At 72.2% G+C, this 16,736-nt stretch carries 15 protein-coding genes; 8 read left to right on the top strand and 7 right to left on the bottom strand.

What is annotated here, in order from left to right; translation table 11 throughout:
* The first annotated feature begins 104 nt into the window (after positions 1-104).
* From VLY81_RS11585 to VLY81_RS11610, 6 genes are all read left to right on the top strand, one after another.
* The gene (locus tag VLY81_RS11585) at positions 105-902 is read left to right on the top strand and encodes an HAD family hydrolase (RefSeq protein ID WP_324670415.1); all 798 of its coding nucleotides are present in this window, start codon (positions 105-107) and stop codon (positions 900-902) included.
* Positions 903-1,067: 165 nt separating this feature from the next.
* Positions 1,068-2,207, top strand: coding sequence for an ABC transporter substrate-binding protein (locus VLY81_RS11590; RefSeq protein ID WP_324668345.1), 1,140 nt, complete (start codon positions 1,068-1,070; stop codon positions 2,205-2,207).
* A 94-nt stretch (positions 2,208-2,301) separates the two neighbouring features.
* Positions 2,302-3,183, top strand: a complete 882-nt coding sequence (locus VLY81_RS11595; RefSeq protein ID WP_405001378.1) for a branched-chain amino acid ABC transporter permease — start codon at positions 2,302-2,304, stop codon at positions 3,181-3,183.
* A gap of 53 nt (positions 3,184-3,236) precedes the next feature.
* On the top strand, positions 3,237-4,250 hold the full coding sequence (locus VLY81_RS11600) for a branched-chain amino acid ABC transporter permease (protein WP_324668348.1): 1,014 nt from the start codon (positions 3,237-3,239) through the stop codon (positions 4,248-4,250).
* A 7-nt stretch (positions 4,251-4,257) separates the two neighbouring features.
* Positions 4,258-5,031: an ABC transporter ATP-binding protein gene (locus VLY81_RS11605; RefSeq protein ID WP_324668349.1), complete on the top strand. Its 774-nt coding sequence runs from the start codon at positions 4,258-4,260 to the stop codon at positions 5,029-5,031.
* Positions 5,028-5,753: an ABC transporter ATP-binding protein gene (locus VLY81_RS11610; RefSeq protein WP_405001260.1), complete on the top strand. Its 726-nt coding sequence runs from the start codon at positions 5,028-5,030 to the stop codon at positions 5,751-5,753. Before VLY81_RS11605 ends, VLY81_RS11610 begins: the two co-directional genes overlap by 4 nt.
* Here the strand turns inward: VLY81_RS11610 and VLY81_RS11615 are convergent.
* From VLY81_RS11615 to VLY81_RS11625, 3 genes are all read right to left on the bottom strand, one after another.
* Entirely contained in the window at positions 5,657-7,624 is a 1,968-nt protein-coding gene (locus VLY81_RS11615; protein ID WP_324668350.1) for an ABC transporter ATP-binding protein, read from the bottom strand. The two genes, VLY81_RS11610 and VLY81_RS11615, sit on opposite strands and share 97 nt — an antisense overlap.
* Positions 7,608-9,398 (bottom strand): ABC transporter ATP-binding protein, encoded by a 1,791-nt coding sequence (locus tag VLY81_RS11620; protein WP_324668351.1) that lies wholly within the window; start codon positions 9,396-9,398, stop codon positions 7,608-7,610. The genes VLY81_RS11615 and VLY81_RS11620 overlap by 17 nt, the downstream gene beginning before the upstream one ends.
* 61 nt (positions 9,399-9,459) lie before the next feature.
* Complete coding sequence (locus VLY81_RS11625) at positions 9,460-10,131, bottom strand: GerMN domain-containing protein (RefSeq protein ID WP_324668352.1); 672 nt, start codon at positions 10,129-10,131, stop codon at positions 9,460-9,462.
* A gap of 475 nt (positions 10,132-10,606) precedes the next feature.
* Between VLY81_RS11625 and VLY81_RS11630 the strand changes: the two genes are divergently transcribed.
* Both VLY81_RS11630 and VLY81_RS11635 read left to right on the top strand, forming a co-directional pair.
* Complete coding sequence (locus tag VLY81_RS11630; RefSeq protein WP_324668353.1) at positions 10,607-11,722, top strand: GGDEF domain-containing protein; 1,116 nt, start codon at positions 10,607-10,609, stop codon at positions 11,720-11,722.
* The gene (locus VLY81_RS11635; protein WP_324668355.1) at positions 11,719-12,312 is read left to right on the top strand and encodes a thermonuclease family protein; all 594 of its coding nucleotides are present in this window, start codon (positions 11,719-11,721) and stop codon (positions 12,310-12,312) included. The genes VLY81_RS11630 and VLY81_RS11635 overlap by 4 nt, the downstream gene beginning before the upstream one ends.
* Before the next feature lie 7 nt (positions 12,313-12,319).
* On the opposite strand, the gene VLY81_RS11640 is transcribed toward VLY81_RS11635, so the two are convergent.
* From VLY81_RS11640 to VLY81_RS11655, 4 genes are read right to left on the bottom strand one after another with little or no spacing between them, the layout of a single operon-like run.
* The gene (locus VLY81_RS11640; RefSeq protein ID WP_324668356.1) at positions 12,320-12,805 is read right to left on the bottom strand and encodes an adenosine-specific kinase; all 486 of its coding nucleotides are present in this window, start codon (positions 12,803-12,805) and stop codon (positions 12,320-12,322) included.
* A complete protein-coding gene (locus VLY81_RS11645) occupies positions 12,765-13,538 on the bottom strand; it encodes a DUF429 domain-containing protein (protein WP_324668357.1) in 774 nt (257 codons plus the stop codon). The genes VLY81_RS11640 and VLY81_RS11645 overlap by 41 nt, the downstream gene beginning before the upstream one ends.
* Positions 13,538-14,395, bottom strand: a complete 858-nt coding sequence (locus VLY81_RS11650; RefSeq protein ID WP_324668358.1) for an alpha/beta hydrolase family protein — start codon at positions 14,393-14,395, stop codon at positions 13,538-13,540. Before VLY81_RS11650 ends, VLY81_RS11645 begins: the two co-directional genes overlap by 1 nt.
* Positions 14,392-16,722: a bifunctional diguanylate cyclase/phosphohydrolase gene (locus VLY81_RS11655; RefSeq protein ID WP_324668359.1), complete on the bottom strand. Its 2,331-nt coding sequence runs from the start codon at positions 16,720-16,722 to the stop codon at positions 14,392-14,394. Before VLY81_RS11655 ends, VLY81_RS11650 begins: the two co-directional genes overlap by 4 nt.
* Positions 16,723-16,736 lie beyond the last annotated feature (14 nt).

Genomic DNA, 16,736 nt, shown 5'->3' on the forward strand with positions numbered 1-16,736 from the left:
TTGCCTTCGGGGCCTGGCTCCGCCGGAGCCGTGCCCCGATCATCGCGCGAAGGCCGAGGGATGACATCATCGCCAAGCACGTCTCACCCCGGTGGCCCTTGGGCATGCTGGTCACGGATATCGACGGCACCCTCCTGGACGACGGCGGCCGCTTGAGCCGGTCCAACCGGGAGGCCCTGGGCCAGCTGATCGAGCGGGGCGTCCACGTGACGCTGGCCACGGGCAGGACCCTGGCCGCCTCTCGGGAGCTGGCCGCCCGCATCGGCATCCGGCTGCCCCTCATCACCTGCAACGGCAGCCAGGTGGTCGACCCCTCGGGGGCCGTCCTGATGGAGCGGCGGCTCGCTCCGGAGACGGTCGACGACGTCGTCGATCTGGCGGGTCGGCTGGGGCTGTGCGGCTTCGCCTACCTGACCAAGGGCGTCGTGCCCGTCGCGGGCGGCGAGCGTCGCGCCGACCATCTCCTGGCGGAGGACCGGGCCCGGCTGCTGGCGCCGGTGACCCGCCCGGGCCCCGATGCTCCGTGGTACGCCGAAGGGGGCGGCATCAAGCTGCTCCTGCTGGGCGAGCCCGCCGCGGCCGACGCCCTGGAGCGGGCCGCAGCGGCGGGGCGGCAGCCCTTCTCGGCGGTGCGCTCGGGGCCCGACTGCGTCGAGGTGATGGCGCCCGGCGTCTCCAAGGCGACGGGGCTGCGCTTCCTGTCGAGCCGGCTCGGGTTGCCCCTCGAGCGCGTGGTGGCCGTCGGCAACGCGGGCAACGACCTCGAGATGGTGCGGCAGGCCGGCGTCGGCGTGGCGGTCGCCACGGCGGAGCCCCAGCTGCTGGCGCTGGCCGACTACGTCGCCCCTCCTCACTGGGCCGACGGCGTGGCGCACACCGTCCACCGCTACTTCCCCTCCTGAGGCGACGCTCTCACCGCGGCGGCACGGCGCGCGCCGCCCCGCCCCTCTCCTCCGTGCAGGAAGCCCTCTCGGACTAGCGAATGTCGTTACCACTTTCGGGGCTGCCGGACTCCGGCGGCAGCCCCGTCTCGGCACCAGCTCGGAGAGGGAGGGGTGCAAGGGTCTATGCGTCGCAGGTGGATCGCGACGGCTGGCGCCCTCGTGGCCACGCTCCTGGTGGCCGGGGCGGCCTCGGCCGCGGAGATCGTCGTGGGCCTCAACGCCGAGTTGACGGGCCAGATCCCCGTGGTCGGCCAGTCGAGCCTCAATGGCGCCCGGATGGCCGTCGACGAGATCAACCAGGCGGGCGGGCTCCTGGTGGGCAACCAGCGCTACGCCATCCGGCTGCAGGTGGAGGACAACGAGGACAAGGCCCAGTCCGCGGTGGCCGCCGCCCAGAAGCTCTACTACCAGCACGGCGTCATCGCCATGGTGGGCCCCAACGCGAGCCGCAACGCCGTCCCGGCGGCCGACATCGCGGAGTCGGCGCGCGCCCCCATGATCTCGCCGTGGTCCACCAACCCCAACACGACCCGGGGCAAGCGCTACGTCTTCCGCGCCGCCTTCACCGATGACTTCCAGGGGCGGGTCGTGGCGGCCTTCGCCCGGCAGCACTTCAACGCGCAACGGGCAGCCGTGCTCTACGACGTGGCCAGCGAGTACAACAAGGGGATCGCGGAGGTCTTCCGCCAGACCTTCACCGAGCTGGGCGGGCAGGTGGTGGCCTTCGAGACCTACACCACCGGCGACAAGGACTTCCTCTCGCAGCTGACCAAGATCCGCGCGGCCCGGCCGGACATCCTCTTCCTGCCCAACTACTACAGCGAGGTGCCGCTGCAGGTCCAACAGGCGCGCCTCATCGGCCTGACGGTGCCCATCATCGGCTCCGACAGCTGGGGTTTCGCCGATCTGCTGACGCTGGGCGGCTCCGACATGGAAGGGCTCATGTTCACCACCCACTACGCCCCCGACATCGCCACGCCGGTGGCACGGCGCTTCATCGAGGCCTATCAGCAGCGCTTCGGCAGCCCGCCCGACGATGTGGCAGCGCTCACCTACGACTCGTTCCAGCTGCTGTTCCAGGCGCTGCAGCAGGCCGGACGGCTCGACCGAGAGGCGGTGCGTGACGCCCTGGCCTCCATCGAGCGCTACGAGGGCGTCACCGGCACCATGCAGTTCAGGGGAAGCGGCGACCCCATCAAGAGCGCCGTCGTGATCCGGATCGAGGACGGGCAGTTCAAGTACTTCACCACGGCCAACCCGTGACGGCCACCGGTGCCGGCGGGGCCCCGGGGCGGCCCGGGGCCCCGGCCGCCCGGGATGTATCCCAACACGATGGCGAGCGAGGCTTGCGACATTGATCTCGTACCTGTTGCAGCAAGCCATCAACGCCCTTCAGCTCGGGTCGGTCTACGCCCTCATCGCCCTGGGCTACTCCATGGTCTACGGGGTGCTGCGCCTCATCAACTTCGCCCACGGCGACATCTTCATGGTCGGGGCCTTCCTGGGGTTCTTCGCCGCCGCGGTCATGCGGTGGCCGTTCGTGCCGACGCTGCTGTTCAGCATGGCGGCCACGGCCGCCCTGGGCGTCACCATCGAGCGCGTCGCCTACCGGCCCCTGCGCGACGCCCCCCGGGTCTCGGCCGTCATCACAGCCCTGGGGGTAGGCCTCTTCCTGGAGCACTTCGTGCTGGCCACGATGGGGGCCCAGCCCCGCCAGATCCCCCGGATGATCCCGGCGCGGTTCTATCCGCTGCCGGGTGACATCGGCTTCTCCTCCAACCAGGCCGTCATCTTCGGCGTGGCCGTGCTGCTCATGCTGATCCTGGATCTCTTCGTCAACCGCACCCTCACCGGCATGGCCATGCGGGCCATCTCGTGGGACATCCGGCACCTGCCCCTGATGGGGGTGCCGGTCAACCGCATCGTCTCGCTCACCTTCGCCATCGGCTCGGCCCTGGCCGCCGCCGGGGGCATCCTGGTGGGGCTGGCCTACCCCATCATCGACCCCTACATGGGCGTCCTGGTGGGGTGGAAGGCGTTCGTGGCGGCGGTGGTGGGTGGCATCGGCAGCATCCGGGGGGCCGTGGCCGGCGGCTACGTGCTGGCCGCCACCGAGGTCTTCGTCGCGGCATTCTTGCCGTCGACGTACCGCGACTTCGTGGCCTTCTCCCTGCTGCTGACGCTTCTCGTATTCCGACCGACGGGGATGTTCGGACGGGTATGGGCACAGAAGGTCTGAACCGCACCGCCCCACCCGCGCCCGCCCACCCAGGCGCCGCCGTCGCGGGCGCGATGGAGGCGCGGCCCCTGCGACGCCTCTTGCCGTGGATCGGGACGGCGGCCCTGCTGCTCTTCTTCGCGGCGCTGCTGCCGCGCCTGCCGCTCAATCCCTACCACGTGCAGGTGCTGATGTACGTCGGGATCAACATCATCCTGACGGCCAGCCTCAATCTGGTCAACGGGTACATGGGCGAGTTCTCCGTGGGGCACGCCGGCTTCATGGCGGTGGGCGCCTACGCCTCGGCCGCGGTGATGCTGTGGCTCTTTCCCAGACAGCTGTGGCCGGTGCTCTTCCCCGTGGCCCTGCTCATCGGCGGCGTCGCCTCGGCCATCGTGGGCCTCGTGGTGGCCTTGCCGTCGTTTCGGACCCGTGGCGACTACCTGGCCATCGTCACCCTCGCCCTCAACATGATCGTCAAGAGCGCCATCGAAAACATCGAAGCCGTGGGGGGCCCCCGCGGGCTCCCGGGCATCGGACGCCTGACCACCCCGGGATGGGTCTTCGTCTGGGTGGTGGTGACGCTGGTCGCGCTGCGCCACTTCGTCCACTCCCGGTTCGGCCGGGGCGTGGCCAGCATCCGGGAGGACGAGCTGGCGGCGGAGCTGGTCGGCATCGACACCCGCCAGATCAAGCTGCAGGCCTTCTTGATCTCCGCCTTCTTCGCGGGCGTGGCCGGCGGGTTGTACGCCCACCTGATCCAGTTCATCAACCCCCGGAGCTTCGACATCCTCAAGTCCACCGAGATCCTGGTGATGGTCTACCTCGGGGGCGTGGCCAGCCTCGCCGGCAGCGTGGTGGGCGCCACCATCTACACGGTGCTGCTGGAGGCGCTGCGCTTCCTGGGGCTGTGGCGATGGGTGCTGGCGCCGCTGCTGCTGGTGCTCCTGATGATCGGCCGGCCTCGGGGCCTGCTCGGCTTCCGCGAGGTCTCCCTCTTCGTGCCCGCCTGGGAGCGGGCCATCCGCCGGGCGGCGGCGGGGGCGCGGGGGCCGACCGCCGGCGCGGCGCCGAGGACGAGGGGGTGACGGGGCCGTGGCGTTGCTCGAGGTGCGCGACCTCTCCATCCAGTTCGGCGGGCTCAAGGCTCTGGACGGCTTCACCCTGAGCCTGGATGAGGGCGAGATGGTGGGGCTCATCGGCCCCAACGGAGCGGGCAAGACCACGGTCTTCAACCTCATCACCGGCGTCTACCGCCCCAGCCGCGGTGAGATCCGCTTCCGGGGGCGCTCCCTGGTGGGGCTGCGGCCCAACCAGATCGTGCGCCTGGGCATCGCCCGCACCTTCCAAAACATCCGCCTCTTCAAGGGCCTGTCGGTGGTCGACAACGTGAGGGCGGCCCTCTTCTCGCAGACGGGCTACGGCCTGCTCCCGGCCCTCGTCGGCGGCGGTCGTACGGCGGGAGAGGAGGCCCGTGTCTACTGGCGGGCCATGGAGATGCTGCGCCTCTTCGAGCTCGAGGAGGTGGCCGCCGAGCCGGCAGGCAGTCTGCCCTACGGCGCTCAGCGGCGACTGGAGATGGCGCGGGCGCTGGCATCGGGGCCGCGGCTGCTGCTCCTGGACGAGCCGGCCGCCGGCATGAACCCCACCGAAGCCGACCGCCTGATGGAGCTGATCCGCTGGGTGCACCGGCACTTCGGCGTCGCCATCGTGCTCATCGAGCACCAGATGCGGGTGGTGATGCGGCTGTGCCCCCGCATCGTGGTCCTGGACTTCGGTCAGGTCATCGCCCAGGGCTCTCCCGAGGCGGTGCGCCAGGACCCCCGCGTGTTGGAGGCCTATCTCGGCAAGGGGGTGGCCGTCACGTGACGGCAGGCGGGGCGTTGCTGGAGGTCCACGACCTGACGGTGCGCTACGGCAACATCGAGGCGCTGCGCGACGTCTCGCTGCGGGTGGACGAGGGCGACGTGGTGGCCCTCATCGGGGCCAACGGCGCCGGCAAGACCACGACGCTGCGCGCCATATCGGGACTGGTGCGCCCCTACCGGGGTAGCATCCGCTACCGGGGTCAGGAGCTGACGCGGCTCAGCGCCGAGCGCGTCACGGCCATGGGCATCGCGCACGTGCCCGAGGGCCGCGCCATCTTCGCCAACCTCTCGGTCCAGGAGAACCTGCTCCTGGCCACCTACGCCCGCCGGGATCGATCGCGGGTGCAAGAGGACCTCGACCTGGTCTACTCCCTGCTGCCCCGGCTGGCCGAGCGGCGCCGCCAAAACGCCGGCACGCTGTCGGGGGGCGAGCAGCAGATGCTGGCCATCGGGCGGGCCTTGATGAGCCGGGCTCAGGTCATGCTCCTCGACGAACCTTCCATGGGCCTGGCGCCGGTGCTGGTGGTCGAGATCTTCCGTCTGCTGCAGGAGATCAACCGCCAGGGCACCACCCTGCTCCTGGTGGAGCAAAACGCCCGCATGGCCTTGCAGATCGCCCGCCGGGCCTACGTGCTGGAGGCCGGCCGCATCGTGCTGGCCGGCGCCGCCCGCGAGGTGGCCAGCGACCCCGCCGTGCGCGACGCGTACCTGGGCGCGGCCTGATCGTCGGCCTCCAGGCTCTGCAGCCGCCACAGGGTGTAGTAGAGCCCCCGTCGGGCCAGGAGCTCCCGGTGCGTGCCCTGCTCGCGCACCTGGCCCCGGTGGAGCACGACGATGCGGTCCGCGTGGGCCACCGTGGCCAGGCGGTGGGCCACGATGATCAGGGTGCGCTGGCCCGCCATGGAGCGGATGGCCTGCTGCACCAGGGCCTCCGTCTCGCTGTCGACGCTGGCGGTGGCCTCGTCGAGCACCAGCACCGGGGGATCCAGGGCCGCCGCTCGCGCCAGGGCGATGAGCTGCCGTTGACCGGCCGAGAGCCCCGCCCCCCGCTCGCTGATGGCGTGAGCGTAGCCACCGGGCAGGGCCTCGATGATGGCGTCGGCGCCCACCTGCCGGGCCGCCTGGCGGATCCGCTCCATGTCGAGCGCGTCGGGGGAGGCCGCCCCGTCGGCCTGCCCGTCGCCGCGCAGCCCGAAGCCGATGTTGTAGGCGATGGTCCCGGAGAAGAGCACCGGCTCCTGCAGCACGACCCCCACCTGGCGACGCAGCCAGTCGGTGGGCACGTCGCGCACGTCCACCCCGTCGAGGAGCACCGCCCCTCGCTGGACGTCGTAGAGCCGGCTCAAGAGCGAGACGATGGAGCTCTTGCCGGCGCCCGTCGCTCCCACCAGACCGATGGTCTCGCCGGGCCGCGCCTCGATGGAGACGTCCTCGAGCACCCAATCCTGCCCGTGGTAGGCGAACCAGACCCCCCGCAGCTCTACGTGGCCCCGGGCCCGGGCCGGCACCGGCGCCGGCCTCGCCGGCTCGGGGATGGCCGTACGGTCGTCGAGGATCTGGAAGATCCGCTCCGACGACGCCATGGCCGCCTGCAGGACGTTGTACTTCTCCGCCAGGTCGCCGATGGGCTGGAACATCTGGCGGACGTAGCTCAAGAAGGCGTACAGCACGCCGTACTCCACCTGGCCCCCGGCCACCCGGACGCCGCCGTACCACAGCACCGCCGCCACCGCGGCATTTCCCAGGAAGTCGATGGCCGGTCGAAACGTGGCGAAGACCGACAGCTCGCCCATGCTGGCCCGCAGGTAGGCGCCGTTCTCCTCGTCGAAGCGCTGCATCTGGCGCACCTCGCGGGAGAGGGCCTTGACCAGCCACATGCCGTTGAGGTTCTCGGCCAGGAAGGCGTTGACGCGTGCCAGGTGCACCCGCACCCGCCGGAAGGCTTGCCGGGCACGGGTGCGGAACAGCCACGTCGCCACGCCCACGGGGAGCAGCCAGGCCAGGCTGGCCAGGGTGAGCGGCCCGTCCAGGCGGGCCATGGCCACCAGCACGCCGACCAACACGAAGAGGTCCCGAAAGAGGCTCACCACCACCGACGTGTACATCTCGGAGAGGGTCTCGGTGTCGTTGGCCAGCCGCGTCACGAGCCGACCGGCGGGGTGGCGGTCGAAGAAGGCCAGCGCCCGGCTCTCGACGTGGCGGAAGAGCTCGCTGCGGATGCGAAAGACGATGGACTGCCCCGTGCGCTGCATGACGAAGGTCATGGCATAGGCCAGCGCCTGCGAGGCCACCGACAGGCCCAGCAGCACGGCAGCCAGCCGCCACAGCGCCGCCCCGTGCTCCCTCAACGTGGCAGCCGAGGCGGCGTCGGCGCCCTGCGCGGCGCGCACCGCCACCACCAGGTGCTCGTCGATGGCCACCTTGAACAGATAGGGACGCGCCAGATCCGCCACCGTCACCAACAGCGACAGGACGATCCCCACGGTGATGGGCAGCCAGTGGGGCCGTGCGTATCGCAGCAACCGGGCCAGGAGCCGCCGGTCCAGGGACCGTGCCAGCGCCTGCTCCTCGTGGATGTCAACCGCTAGCGGCATGCCACTCCACCCGTGCCAACCCGTCGCTGCCCGTCGCCTCGGGGGCCGCCAGCTCCGCCTCGAGCCGCTGGCGTTCGTACAGTCGCGCGTACAGCCCACCGCGGCGCAGGAGCTCGGCGTGGGTCCCTCGTTCGACGACGCGCCCCTCGTCGAGCACCAGGATCTGGTCCGCCTCTCGGACGGCCGAGAGCCGGTGCGTGATGACGATGGCGGTCCGGGTGCGCAGCACGCCCCGCAGGTCCTCCAGGATGGCGCGCTCCGTCTCGGCGTCGACCGCGCTGAGGGCGTCGTCCAGGATCAAGATGGGAGGGTCCTTGACGAGGGCCCTGGCGATGCTCGTGCGCTGCTTCTGGCCGCCCGACAAAGCCACCCCGCGCTCGCCCACCAGGGAGTCGTACCCCTGTGGGAAGCGCATCACGTCTTCGTGGATGTGGGCCAGACGCGCCGCGGCCTCCACCCGTTCCCGCACGTCGTCGCCCTCGTCGTGGGTCGGGTCGAGGCCCATGGCGATGTTGTCCGCGATGCTCACCGAGAAGAGGAAGCCATCCTGGGGCACGTAGCCGATCTGGCGGCGGAGCTCCTCCAGCTTGAGGCTGCGGACGTCCCGGCCGTCGTAGAGGATGGTGCCCGCCGGCGGGTCGTACAGCCGCAGCAGCAGTTGGGCCAGCGTGCTCTTGCCGGCGCCGGTGCGCCCCACGATCCCCACCACCTGCCCCGGCTCCACGGTGAAGCTCACGTCGCTCAGGGCAGGGCGGGTCGCCCCCGGATAGGTGAAGGTCAGGTGGCGCACCTCGATGCGGCCCGAGAGCCGGCCCGGCGAGACCGCGTCGGGGAGCTCCTCGACGTCGGGCTGCTCGGCCAGCAACGCGGCCAGGCGCTCCAGCGAGGCGCGGCCGCGCTGGACCATGTTGATGAGCCACCCGATGGAGGTCAGCGGCCAGATGAGCATCCCGAGGTAGCCCGCGAAGGCGACGAAGCGCCCCAGGCTCACCTCTCCCGAGACCACCAGACGCCCGCCCAGGAGCAGGACGACGACGTAGGCGAGGCCGACGGCCGCCTCCGTCATGGGCCCCATGATGGCCCAGACCCGCGCCAGTCGCACGTTGAGCTCGACCTGCTCGGCCGCGATGCGTTCGAAGCGGAGCCGCTCCTGCTCCTCACGAGCCAGGGCCTTGACCACCCGGATGCCGCCGATGTTCTCCTCGGCGAACTCCGTCAGGCGGCTGAAGCCCTCCTGCACCGCGCGGAAGCGACGGTGCACCTCTCGCCCGGTGTAGGTGAGGCCCGCCGACAACAGCAACAGGGGGGCCGCCGCCGCGAGGGCCAGGCGCAGGTCGGCGGAGCTCGCCATCATGGCCACCACGGCGGTGGTCATGAAGAGGGCGTCGATGCTCAGCACCACGCCCTGACCCGCCGCCATGCGGACGGCCTGCACGTCGTTGGTCAGGTGGGCCATCAGGTCGCCCACCCGGTGGCGCACGAAGTAACCCGACGACATCCGCTGCAGGTGCGCGAAGAGCTGGCGCCGCAGGTCCGCCTCCAGCAGCCGCGACGCTCCCAGCAGCAGGTGGCGCCACGCCCATCGGCCGGAGCTGATGAGTGCGGCCAGCAAGAGCAGCGTCAAGGCCTGTCGGGCCGCGTAGGCTGCGCTCAGCTGGCCGGAGGCGAAGGCGTCGGCGACGTCACCCAGGACCCGCGGGATGAGAAGCTGCAGGACGTCGATGACGAGCAGGACCGCGGCGCCGGCCAGGTAGCGCCACCGGTGCCGGCGCACGAAGTCCCTCAGGATGTGAAAGCCGCGCAGGCTCCGACCCTCCTCGAGCCGGCCGTCCCGCTCAGAGCGGGAGGCGTTCCCGCGAGAGTTCTCCGAAGAGCAGGCCGTCTCCTGTGAAGGGGTGCTCCTCGGTGCCCGTCCGCTCGCCCTCCACCATCAAGACGACCCGCTCGACCTGCGGGACCTCCGTGGCGGTGAAGACGATCTGCCGCAAGATGCCGTCCAGGCGCATGGTCCCCGCGGTCTGCTCCAGCTCCCGCGAGAAGTCGAGGTAGGCCGTCGACCCCTCGAGCCGCACGCCGCGCAGGCGGGTCCCCTCGGGGATCTGGGTGAAGACGTCGGTCGGCTCGCCCCGGTCAGGCTGCGGCCCACCCAGCAGCTCCTGCATCACCCGCTCGAGATGCGCCTCGGGCCCCAGACCGGCCGGGACCGGCCGGGTGACGGCGACCATCTCGATGGCTCCCTGCGCACCGGCCCGGGTGAAGTAGATCCGCGCCGGCACGGTGGCCACCTGCTCCGAGCGCCCCGGACCGCTCGACAGGGTGACACGCTCCAGGTGAGCCAGGCGCTGGTCCATCTCCTCGATGCGCCGTGCCTGGCGCCCCAGCTCCTGCCGCAGCGAGAGATAGCCCGCGAGCAGGAGCCCCAGGCCCACGCCCGACGCCAGCGCCACGCTCAGCAGGCGGCGGGTCCCGGGGGTCCGGCGGCGCGCGGCCCTCTGGGTTTCGGCCATCGACTCGCCTCCTACACCCGCCATTGTACCCGTCGGCAGCGCAACGGCTGGCACCGAAGATGTTCGGGGGTGACGCCGGCCCCCTCTCTGGATACAATCGCTAATGGCGATATGCCTTTCCAGTCCCGGGGGTTGAGGGGAAGCGAGGCCATGGCATGGGGCCACGGCGTGCTCCGGCGTACCGGGAGCGTGGGGCGCGGCTCTCGTCGGCGCACGCCCTCGTACCAGGCGGCCGCCTCCATCCTGGCCGCCGGTGGCCTGGCGCTCTACGGTGGGCTGACGGCGGCGGGCGGCGGCCCCGACGTGGTCCACGTCTTGCCCGCGGCCGCGCCCATGGCGCTGGGCTTCGCCTTCGGCGCCGGCTGGGGGCTGGCGGGAGGGGCGATGGCCTCGGCCGCCGTCGCCCTGCGGCTGGGGTCGGAGCTGGAAGCCGCTGGGCCGGCCCCGATGGTGGCTGCCGACGCTGACGGCCGCGGTGCTCCTGCGTGCGCTGGGCGCGGCGAGCGGCGCGGTCGCGCGCCTGCGGGACCGCCGCACGCTCGAGCTGCTGCGGCTGGTGCGCGAGTTGCGCCGGGCCCGGGCCGTCCTTGCCGCCCTCTACGAGAGCGGCAAGCTGATCACGTCCGAGCTCGAGATGGAGCGCCTCATCGATCGGCTGTTGCGCCTGGTGAGCGACATGTTCGGCTACCCCAACCCGGCCATCCTCTTGCTGGACGAGGACGAGGGCGCGTTGCGGCTGGCGGGGAGCTACGGCTATCACGTCCCCGAGGGCCTGGTCATCCCCGTCTCGCAGGGCCTGACGGGGTTCGTGGCGCGCACCGGGCGCGCCGTGCGAGTCGACGACGTGACCCGTGACGCCCGCTACATCGCCGGGGTGGTCGGCGCCCGCAGCGAGATGGCGGTGCCCATCCGCATGAAGGACCGGGTGTTGGGCGTGCTCAACGTGGAGAGCCTTCGCCCGGCGGCCTTCACCGACGAGGACCTGCGGGTGCTGCAGATGGTGGCCGATCAGGCCGCCGTGGCCATCCAAAACGCTCGCCTGATGGGCCTGACGTCGCACCTGGCCGCCACCGACGGGCTGACCGAGCTTTACAACCACCGCCACTTCATCCAGCAGCTCCAGGCGCGCCTGGAGCGGGCCCGGCAGACCGGCCTGCCCCTCTCCCTGGTGCTCATCGATCTCGACGACTTCAAGGCGTTCAACGACCGATTCGGCCACCTGGTGGGCGACGAGGTGCTGCGGGCCGTGGGACACCTGGTGCGGCAAAGCGTCCGGCGCACCGACATGGCTGCCCGCTACGGGGGCGAGGAGTTCGCCATCCTGCTCCCTGACACCGACATCGAGGCGGCTTGTGCCTTCGCGCAGCGGATTCGGGCCGCGTTGCCCTCCGTGCACGCCTTCATCCAGCAGCTGACGGAGGGAGGCCCGCCGCTTTCGGCCAGTTTCGGGGTGGCCAGCTACCCGGTGCACGCCCGTGACTGGCGCGAGCTGCTCCAGCGCGCCGACGAGGCCTGCTACCAGGCCAAGCGCCAGGGCAAGGACCGCGTAGTGGTCTGGTCGCCGAGCTGGGAGGGTGCCCCTGCCGCGTGAGTCCGCTGCCCCGCCCGACGCTGCGCCGCCGCTCGTCGTTGCCCCGGCGTGCCCCGGCCAGGGGCCGACGCGTACTGGTCGCGGCGTTGCTGCTGACCATGGCCGCCGTCGCCTACGCCCGCATGACGACCCGGTGGGCGCCCGCCCCCGACGCGGCCGACCTGGCCCGCCTCAAGCCGCCCGAGGGAGCCGTCCTCCTGACCGACCGGGTCGTCGACGTCATCGATGCCGACACCATCCGCACGGCCCGGTACGGTCGGGTGCGCTACATCGGCATCGACACGCCCGAGCTGGACGACCCCGATCCCGACGTGCGGCGCATGGCCCAGGAGGCCCGGCGGGCCAACGCGCGGCTGGTGGCCGGACGACAGGTCCAGCTCCTGCCGGACGTGCAGAGCCACGACCGCTACGGCCGGCTGCTGGCCTACGTCTGGGTCGACGGGCTCTTCGTCAATGCCTGGCTGGTCCAGCAGCGCTACGCGGCCGTCATGACCGTGCCGCCCAATGTGCGCTACGCAGCCCAGCTGGTCGAGCTCGAGCGCGACGCCCGCCGCTCGGGGCGGGGGCTGTGGGCGGCGAGGGCTCGCTAGCACCTCCTCACAGCTTGTAGCCGAAGCGCCTCAAGAGCGCCTTGCGCTCCTGGATCTCCTGCTCGCCCTCGACCCCCTTGACGGCCAGGCCGTCGACCACGCCCAGCACGCCGCGCCCCTGATCGGTCTCTGCCACCACCACCTGCACGGGATTGGCCGTGGCGCAGAAGATCCGGCAGACCTCGGGCACCTGCTTGATGGCGTTGAGGACGTTGATGGGAAAGCCGTCCTCCATGACGATGACGAAGAAGTGGCCCGCCCCCACCCTCTGGGCGTTGGCCACGGCCGCCTGCTCGAGCCGGGCGTCGTTGCCCGAGTGCCGCACCAGGCACGGCCCCGATGCCTCGTTGAAGGCGATGCCGAATCGGATGCGACCGCCGGCGTTGGCCATGGCCTCGTGGAGGTCCTCGACCGTCTTGATGAAGTGGCTCTGGCCCAGGATGACGTTGGCCTCATCGGGCTTGTCGATAGGGACCAGCTCCAGCTGCACCATCCTCACCCTCCTCCCGCCAGGGATGTGCCGCCCCGGGCTTCGGCAGCGGCGTCACGAGATAGGCTGTCTCGCCCTCCCCCAACCGGGCGCAACGGGCCGTACCCCACCGGTGCCAGAAGGCGGCGACATGGGCGCAGATCAAGGCATCCAGCAGGCTCTCCATCCGCTCCACCGCGGCCCTCGACTCCGCAGCCTCCCCTGGCTCGGGCAGCCACGGCACGCCGTCGACGTCCAGTGGCGGGTCGGCGCCGGCACGTCGCCGCAGCAGCGTCGCCAGCCGCTGCAGCCCCGCCAGCCGCTCGTGCCGCGAGCCCCGCTTGTAGGCCAGCGGGGCCGGCAGGTCCAGCCACGCGACGAGCGCGGCGTGCGGGTAGACTTCGATGACCGGGCATCCTCGGCCTGCCAGCCGCTCCACGAGCCGCTCGCCCCGCAGGCCGCCGTAGACCTGGAGCAGCCGGCGGCGGCTGGCTGCGTGGACGCCGAGGCGCCGGCCCGCGAACAGCCGCATCAAGGCCCGATCGACCGCTCGGTGCCCCGTCTCGTTGGGTACGCACAGCGGGGCATCGACGGCGACCATGGCCGGCTCGTCCCGAGTCTGCGCGAGGCAGAAGCTGGCCACGGCCTCCAGCTCGACCCGGTAGGCCCACGACTCGACCCGGCCCCGCTCGTCGAGCACGACCAGGCCGCTTCCCCGGTGGTCGGTCCAGGCCAGGTCCACCCCGACGAACCGCATCAGTCGTCACGGAGCGCCCCGGCTCCGAGCATCCAGAGCAGCCAGGAGAGCGCCCTCGCCTCCATGGGCGGCGTCAGGCGATGCCCCAGAGCGGGGTAGAGGACCAACTGCAGCCGCTCGCCGGCGTCGGGCCGCCCGGCCACCAAGGCGCGGTACAAGGCCCGCACCTCGTCGACGTCGACGACCGGATCCCGTCCGCCGCCCACCAGCAGGACGGCACAGCGGCGCAACCGCTCGGCCCGCTCGTCCAGGTCACCGGGGTGGAGCAAGGGGGCACGGGCCGGATCCACGGGGCGCCTCAGCGCCTCGGGCGAGCACCGCACTCCTGCCTCGGCCAGGACATTGGCCATCGCTGGGGGGATGCGGCGCCAGCCGGGACCGCTCAGCACCGCCGCCACCGCCACCACCCGCCCCTGCTCCGACGCCCCCTCGCCGAGGGTCTCGGCCAGACGGAGCGCGACCCAACCGCCCGCCGAGACCCCCATCAGCCCCACGCGCCCGGGGTCGACGCCAGGTGAGCCCGCCAGCGCCTCGACCGCCTGCCGCGCGCGCCGGAGCGCCTCCTCCAGCCAGGCCTCGAGGCGGCCGGTGATGTCCGGAGCTCCCGCCGCTCCGAGAGGGTGCACCCGCCCCAAGGTGGCCGCCACCACGCCACCGCGGGCCAGGCGGTACATCGCCGCGTAGAGGGAGCCCGGCTCCTGGAAGAGCCCCGGCAGCAGCAACACGACGGGCGCGCGGCGCCGACCGGGGGAGGGGCGAGCCATCACCAACCGCTGGCCGTCCGCCTCGACGGGACGCAGGATGACGGCGGGCCCGGCCAGCTGCTCCACCTCCCCGGCACGACGCCGGGGCGTCACCGCGACCCGCCCTCCTGGGCCCGCACGCGGCGGCGCTTGGCCTCGTACATGCGGGCGTCAGCGGCCGCGACCAGCTCGGACGGCCGGCTGCCGTCCTCGGGGAAGCCGGCCACCCCCCAGCTGACCCAGGGCAGCGCCAGCCGGGCACCCTGCCAGTCGACCGTAGCCTCGGCGATGGCCCGATCGAGCCGGGCGATGGCGGCCCGGGCGCCCTGCCGGTCGGTTTGTGGCATGATGATGGCGAACTCGTCCCCGCCGTAGCGGGCCACGGTGTCGTAGCGACGGGCATGGTCGCGAAGGACCCGGGCCAGCGTCACCAGCACCGCGTCACCGGCCAGGTGGCCGAAGTTGTCGTTGATCTCCTTGAGGCGGTCGATGTCACCCAGGGCCACCTGCAACCCCTGTCCGAAGCGTGCGGCACGCTCCACCTCGGCCTCGAGCCGGTCGTAGAAGTGACGGTGGTTGTAGAGTTGGGTCAGGCCGTCGCGCACGGCGTCGCGGCGGGATTGCTCGTGCATCTGGGCCACCTCGACGGCGACGGCCGCCTGCTGGGCGATGGTGGCCAGGATCTGGACCTCCTCCACGCTGAACGCGTCGAGACGACTGGAGTCGACGGTCAGCGTCCCGATGACCCGGGAGCCCGCCACCATCGGCACCACCACCTCGCTGCGGGTCGTGGGCGGCCCGGGGTGATACCGGGGCTCCCGGCTGACGTCAGGGACCAGCACCGGCAGGCCGTGCGTCGCGACCCACCCGTTGACCCCCTGGTCCTTGGCGAGCCGCAGCCCCTCCAGCCCGGCGAAGGCCCCTGACGCCGCCACCAGCAGCAGGTCCTCCGACTGGCGGTCCACCAGGAAGAGGGCGCAATCCCTGAAGCCCAGCTCGGTCTGGATGATGCGCAAGACGTGCTGCAGGAGGGATGGCAGATCGAGGATGTCGTGGAGGGCCTGGGCCAGCCGGTAAAGAGCCGCCAGTTGCTTGGTGTGGGCCGGCGTGATGCGACCCGCCTGGCGGTCCGACGGCGGTGGCACCACCCGGGCGCCCTCGAGGCCAGGCCAGTCGCGGCTCGTCGCCTCGGGCGAAGCGGCCACCTCCCCCGCCGGCGGGGGCGGTCCCTCCCGGACCGCATCGCGCTCGCCGCCCTCCTGCACCCAACCCCGCAACTGAAAGACGTAGGCCGCTCCCGCCGCCTCGTCCTCGGCCAGGGCCTCGGCCAGCGCCTCCACCACCCTGGGGTGGAACTGGGTGCCGGCGGAACGCCGCAGCTCCTCCATGGCCTCCTCCAGGCTGGAGGCCCTGCGGTACGGACGCCCCGTGGTCATGGTGTCGAAGGCGTCGGCCACCGAGATGATGGCGGCCCCCAGCGGGATGGCCTCCCCCTTGAGGCCATCGGGGTAACCCCGGCCGGAGTACCACTCGTGATGGTGCCGCACCAACGGCACCAGCTCGGCCAGGGCCGGGTTGGCCCCGACGATCCGGGCCCCCAGCTCGGCGTGGGCCATCATCACCGCCCGCTCCGCCGGATCCAGGGGCCCCGGCTTGCGCAACACCGAGTCGGCGATGCCGATCTTGCCCACGTCGTGCAACAAGGCCGCCAGTTCGACCCGCTCGACCCACTCGGGGGCCATCCCCAGCACTTCGGCGATGCGCCGGCTGTAGAAGGCCACCCGCTGGCTGTGGCCCCGAGCCGACGGGTCGCGCGCATCGATCGCGGCCACCAGGGAGCGGATGCCGGACAGGTAGAGCTCGCGCCCCTCCGAAGCCAGCGTCGCCCGATCGCACGCCGCCGAGGCCATCTGGGCCAGCAACTCCGCCAGGCGACTCCTCAGGGCCTGCGGCAGCCCGCGGCCCGGCCGCACGCTCACCACCAGGATGCCGATGGGGCGTCGACCACGCCCCGTCATGGGCGCGCCGATCAGTCGCCGTCCCGGCCATGCGGTCGGCCGTTGCCCGGCGGCTCCCTCCTCGTGAGGGCCTGCCGACGCGGTCCACTCCACCAGGCGCGACCGCCCCAGGGCCTGCGACAGGGAGCCGCCGTCGACCCGCTGGAGCCACTCGCGCACGGCCTGCGGCGAGACGCCCGAGCACGCGGCCACATCCCAGCGCCCCTCACCAGCGTCGAGCGTCAAGACGGCCGCCGCCTGGGCGTGCAGGACGCCGATGGCCGCGTCGACCGTGAGGCGGAGGATCGCCGCGGCATCGGAGGCGCCCGCGGCCTGCTGGCCGTACCGGGTCAGGCGGTCCAGGCTGCGGGCCAGGCGCGGCTCGACGCCGACTGGACGGCGCCCAAAGGCTGAAGCGTGCCTCCCGATGGACCGCGTCGCCACGGATCTCCCTTTCC

Source organism: Limnochorda sp. LNt, assembly GCF_035593265.1.
Classification (GTDB): Bacteria; Bacillota; Limnochordia; order Limnochordales; family Geochordaceae; genus Geochorda; species Geochorda subterranea.

Bases quoted from the DNA above. Each gene is read 5' to 3' on its own strand.
- VLY81_RS11585 (WP_324670415.1), top strand. From the start codon at position 105: ATGCTGGTCACGGATATCGACGGCACCCTCCTGGACGACGGCGGCCGC.
- VLY81_RS11590 (WP_324668345.1), top strand. From the start codon at position 1,068: ATGCGTCGCAGGTGGATCGCGACGGCTGGCGCCCTCGTGGCCACGCTC.
- VLY81_RS11600 (WP_324668348.1), top strand. From the start codon at position 3,237: ATGGAGGCGCGGCCCCTGCGACGCCTCTTGCCGTGGATCGGGACGGCG.
- VLY81_RS11615 (WP_324668350.1), bottom strand. From the start codon at position 7,624: ATGCCGCTAGCGGTTGACATCCACGAGGAGCAGGCGCTGGCACGGTCC.
- VLY81_RS11625 (WP_324668352.1), bottom strand. From the start codon at position 10,131: ATGGCCGAAACCCAGAGGGCCGCGCGCCGCCGGACCCCCGGGACCCGC.
- VLY81_RS11640 (WP_324668356.1), bottom strand. From the start codon at position 12,805: ATGGTGCAGCTGGAGCTGGTCCCTATCGACAAGCCCGATGAGGCCAAC.
- VLY81_RS11645 (WP_324668357.1), bottom strand. From the start codon at position 13,538: ATGCGGTTCGTCGGGGTGGACCTGGCCTGGACCGACCACCGGGGAAGC.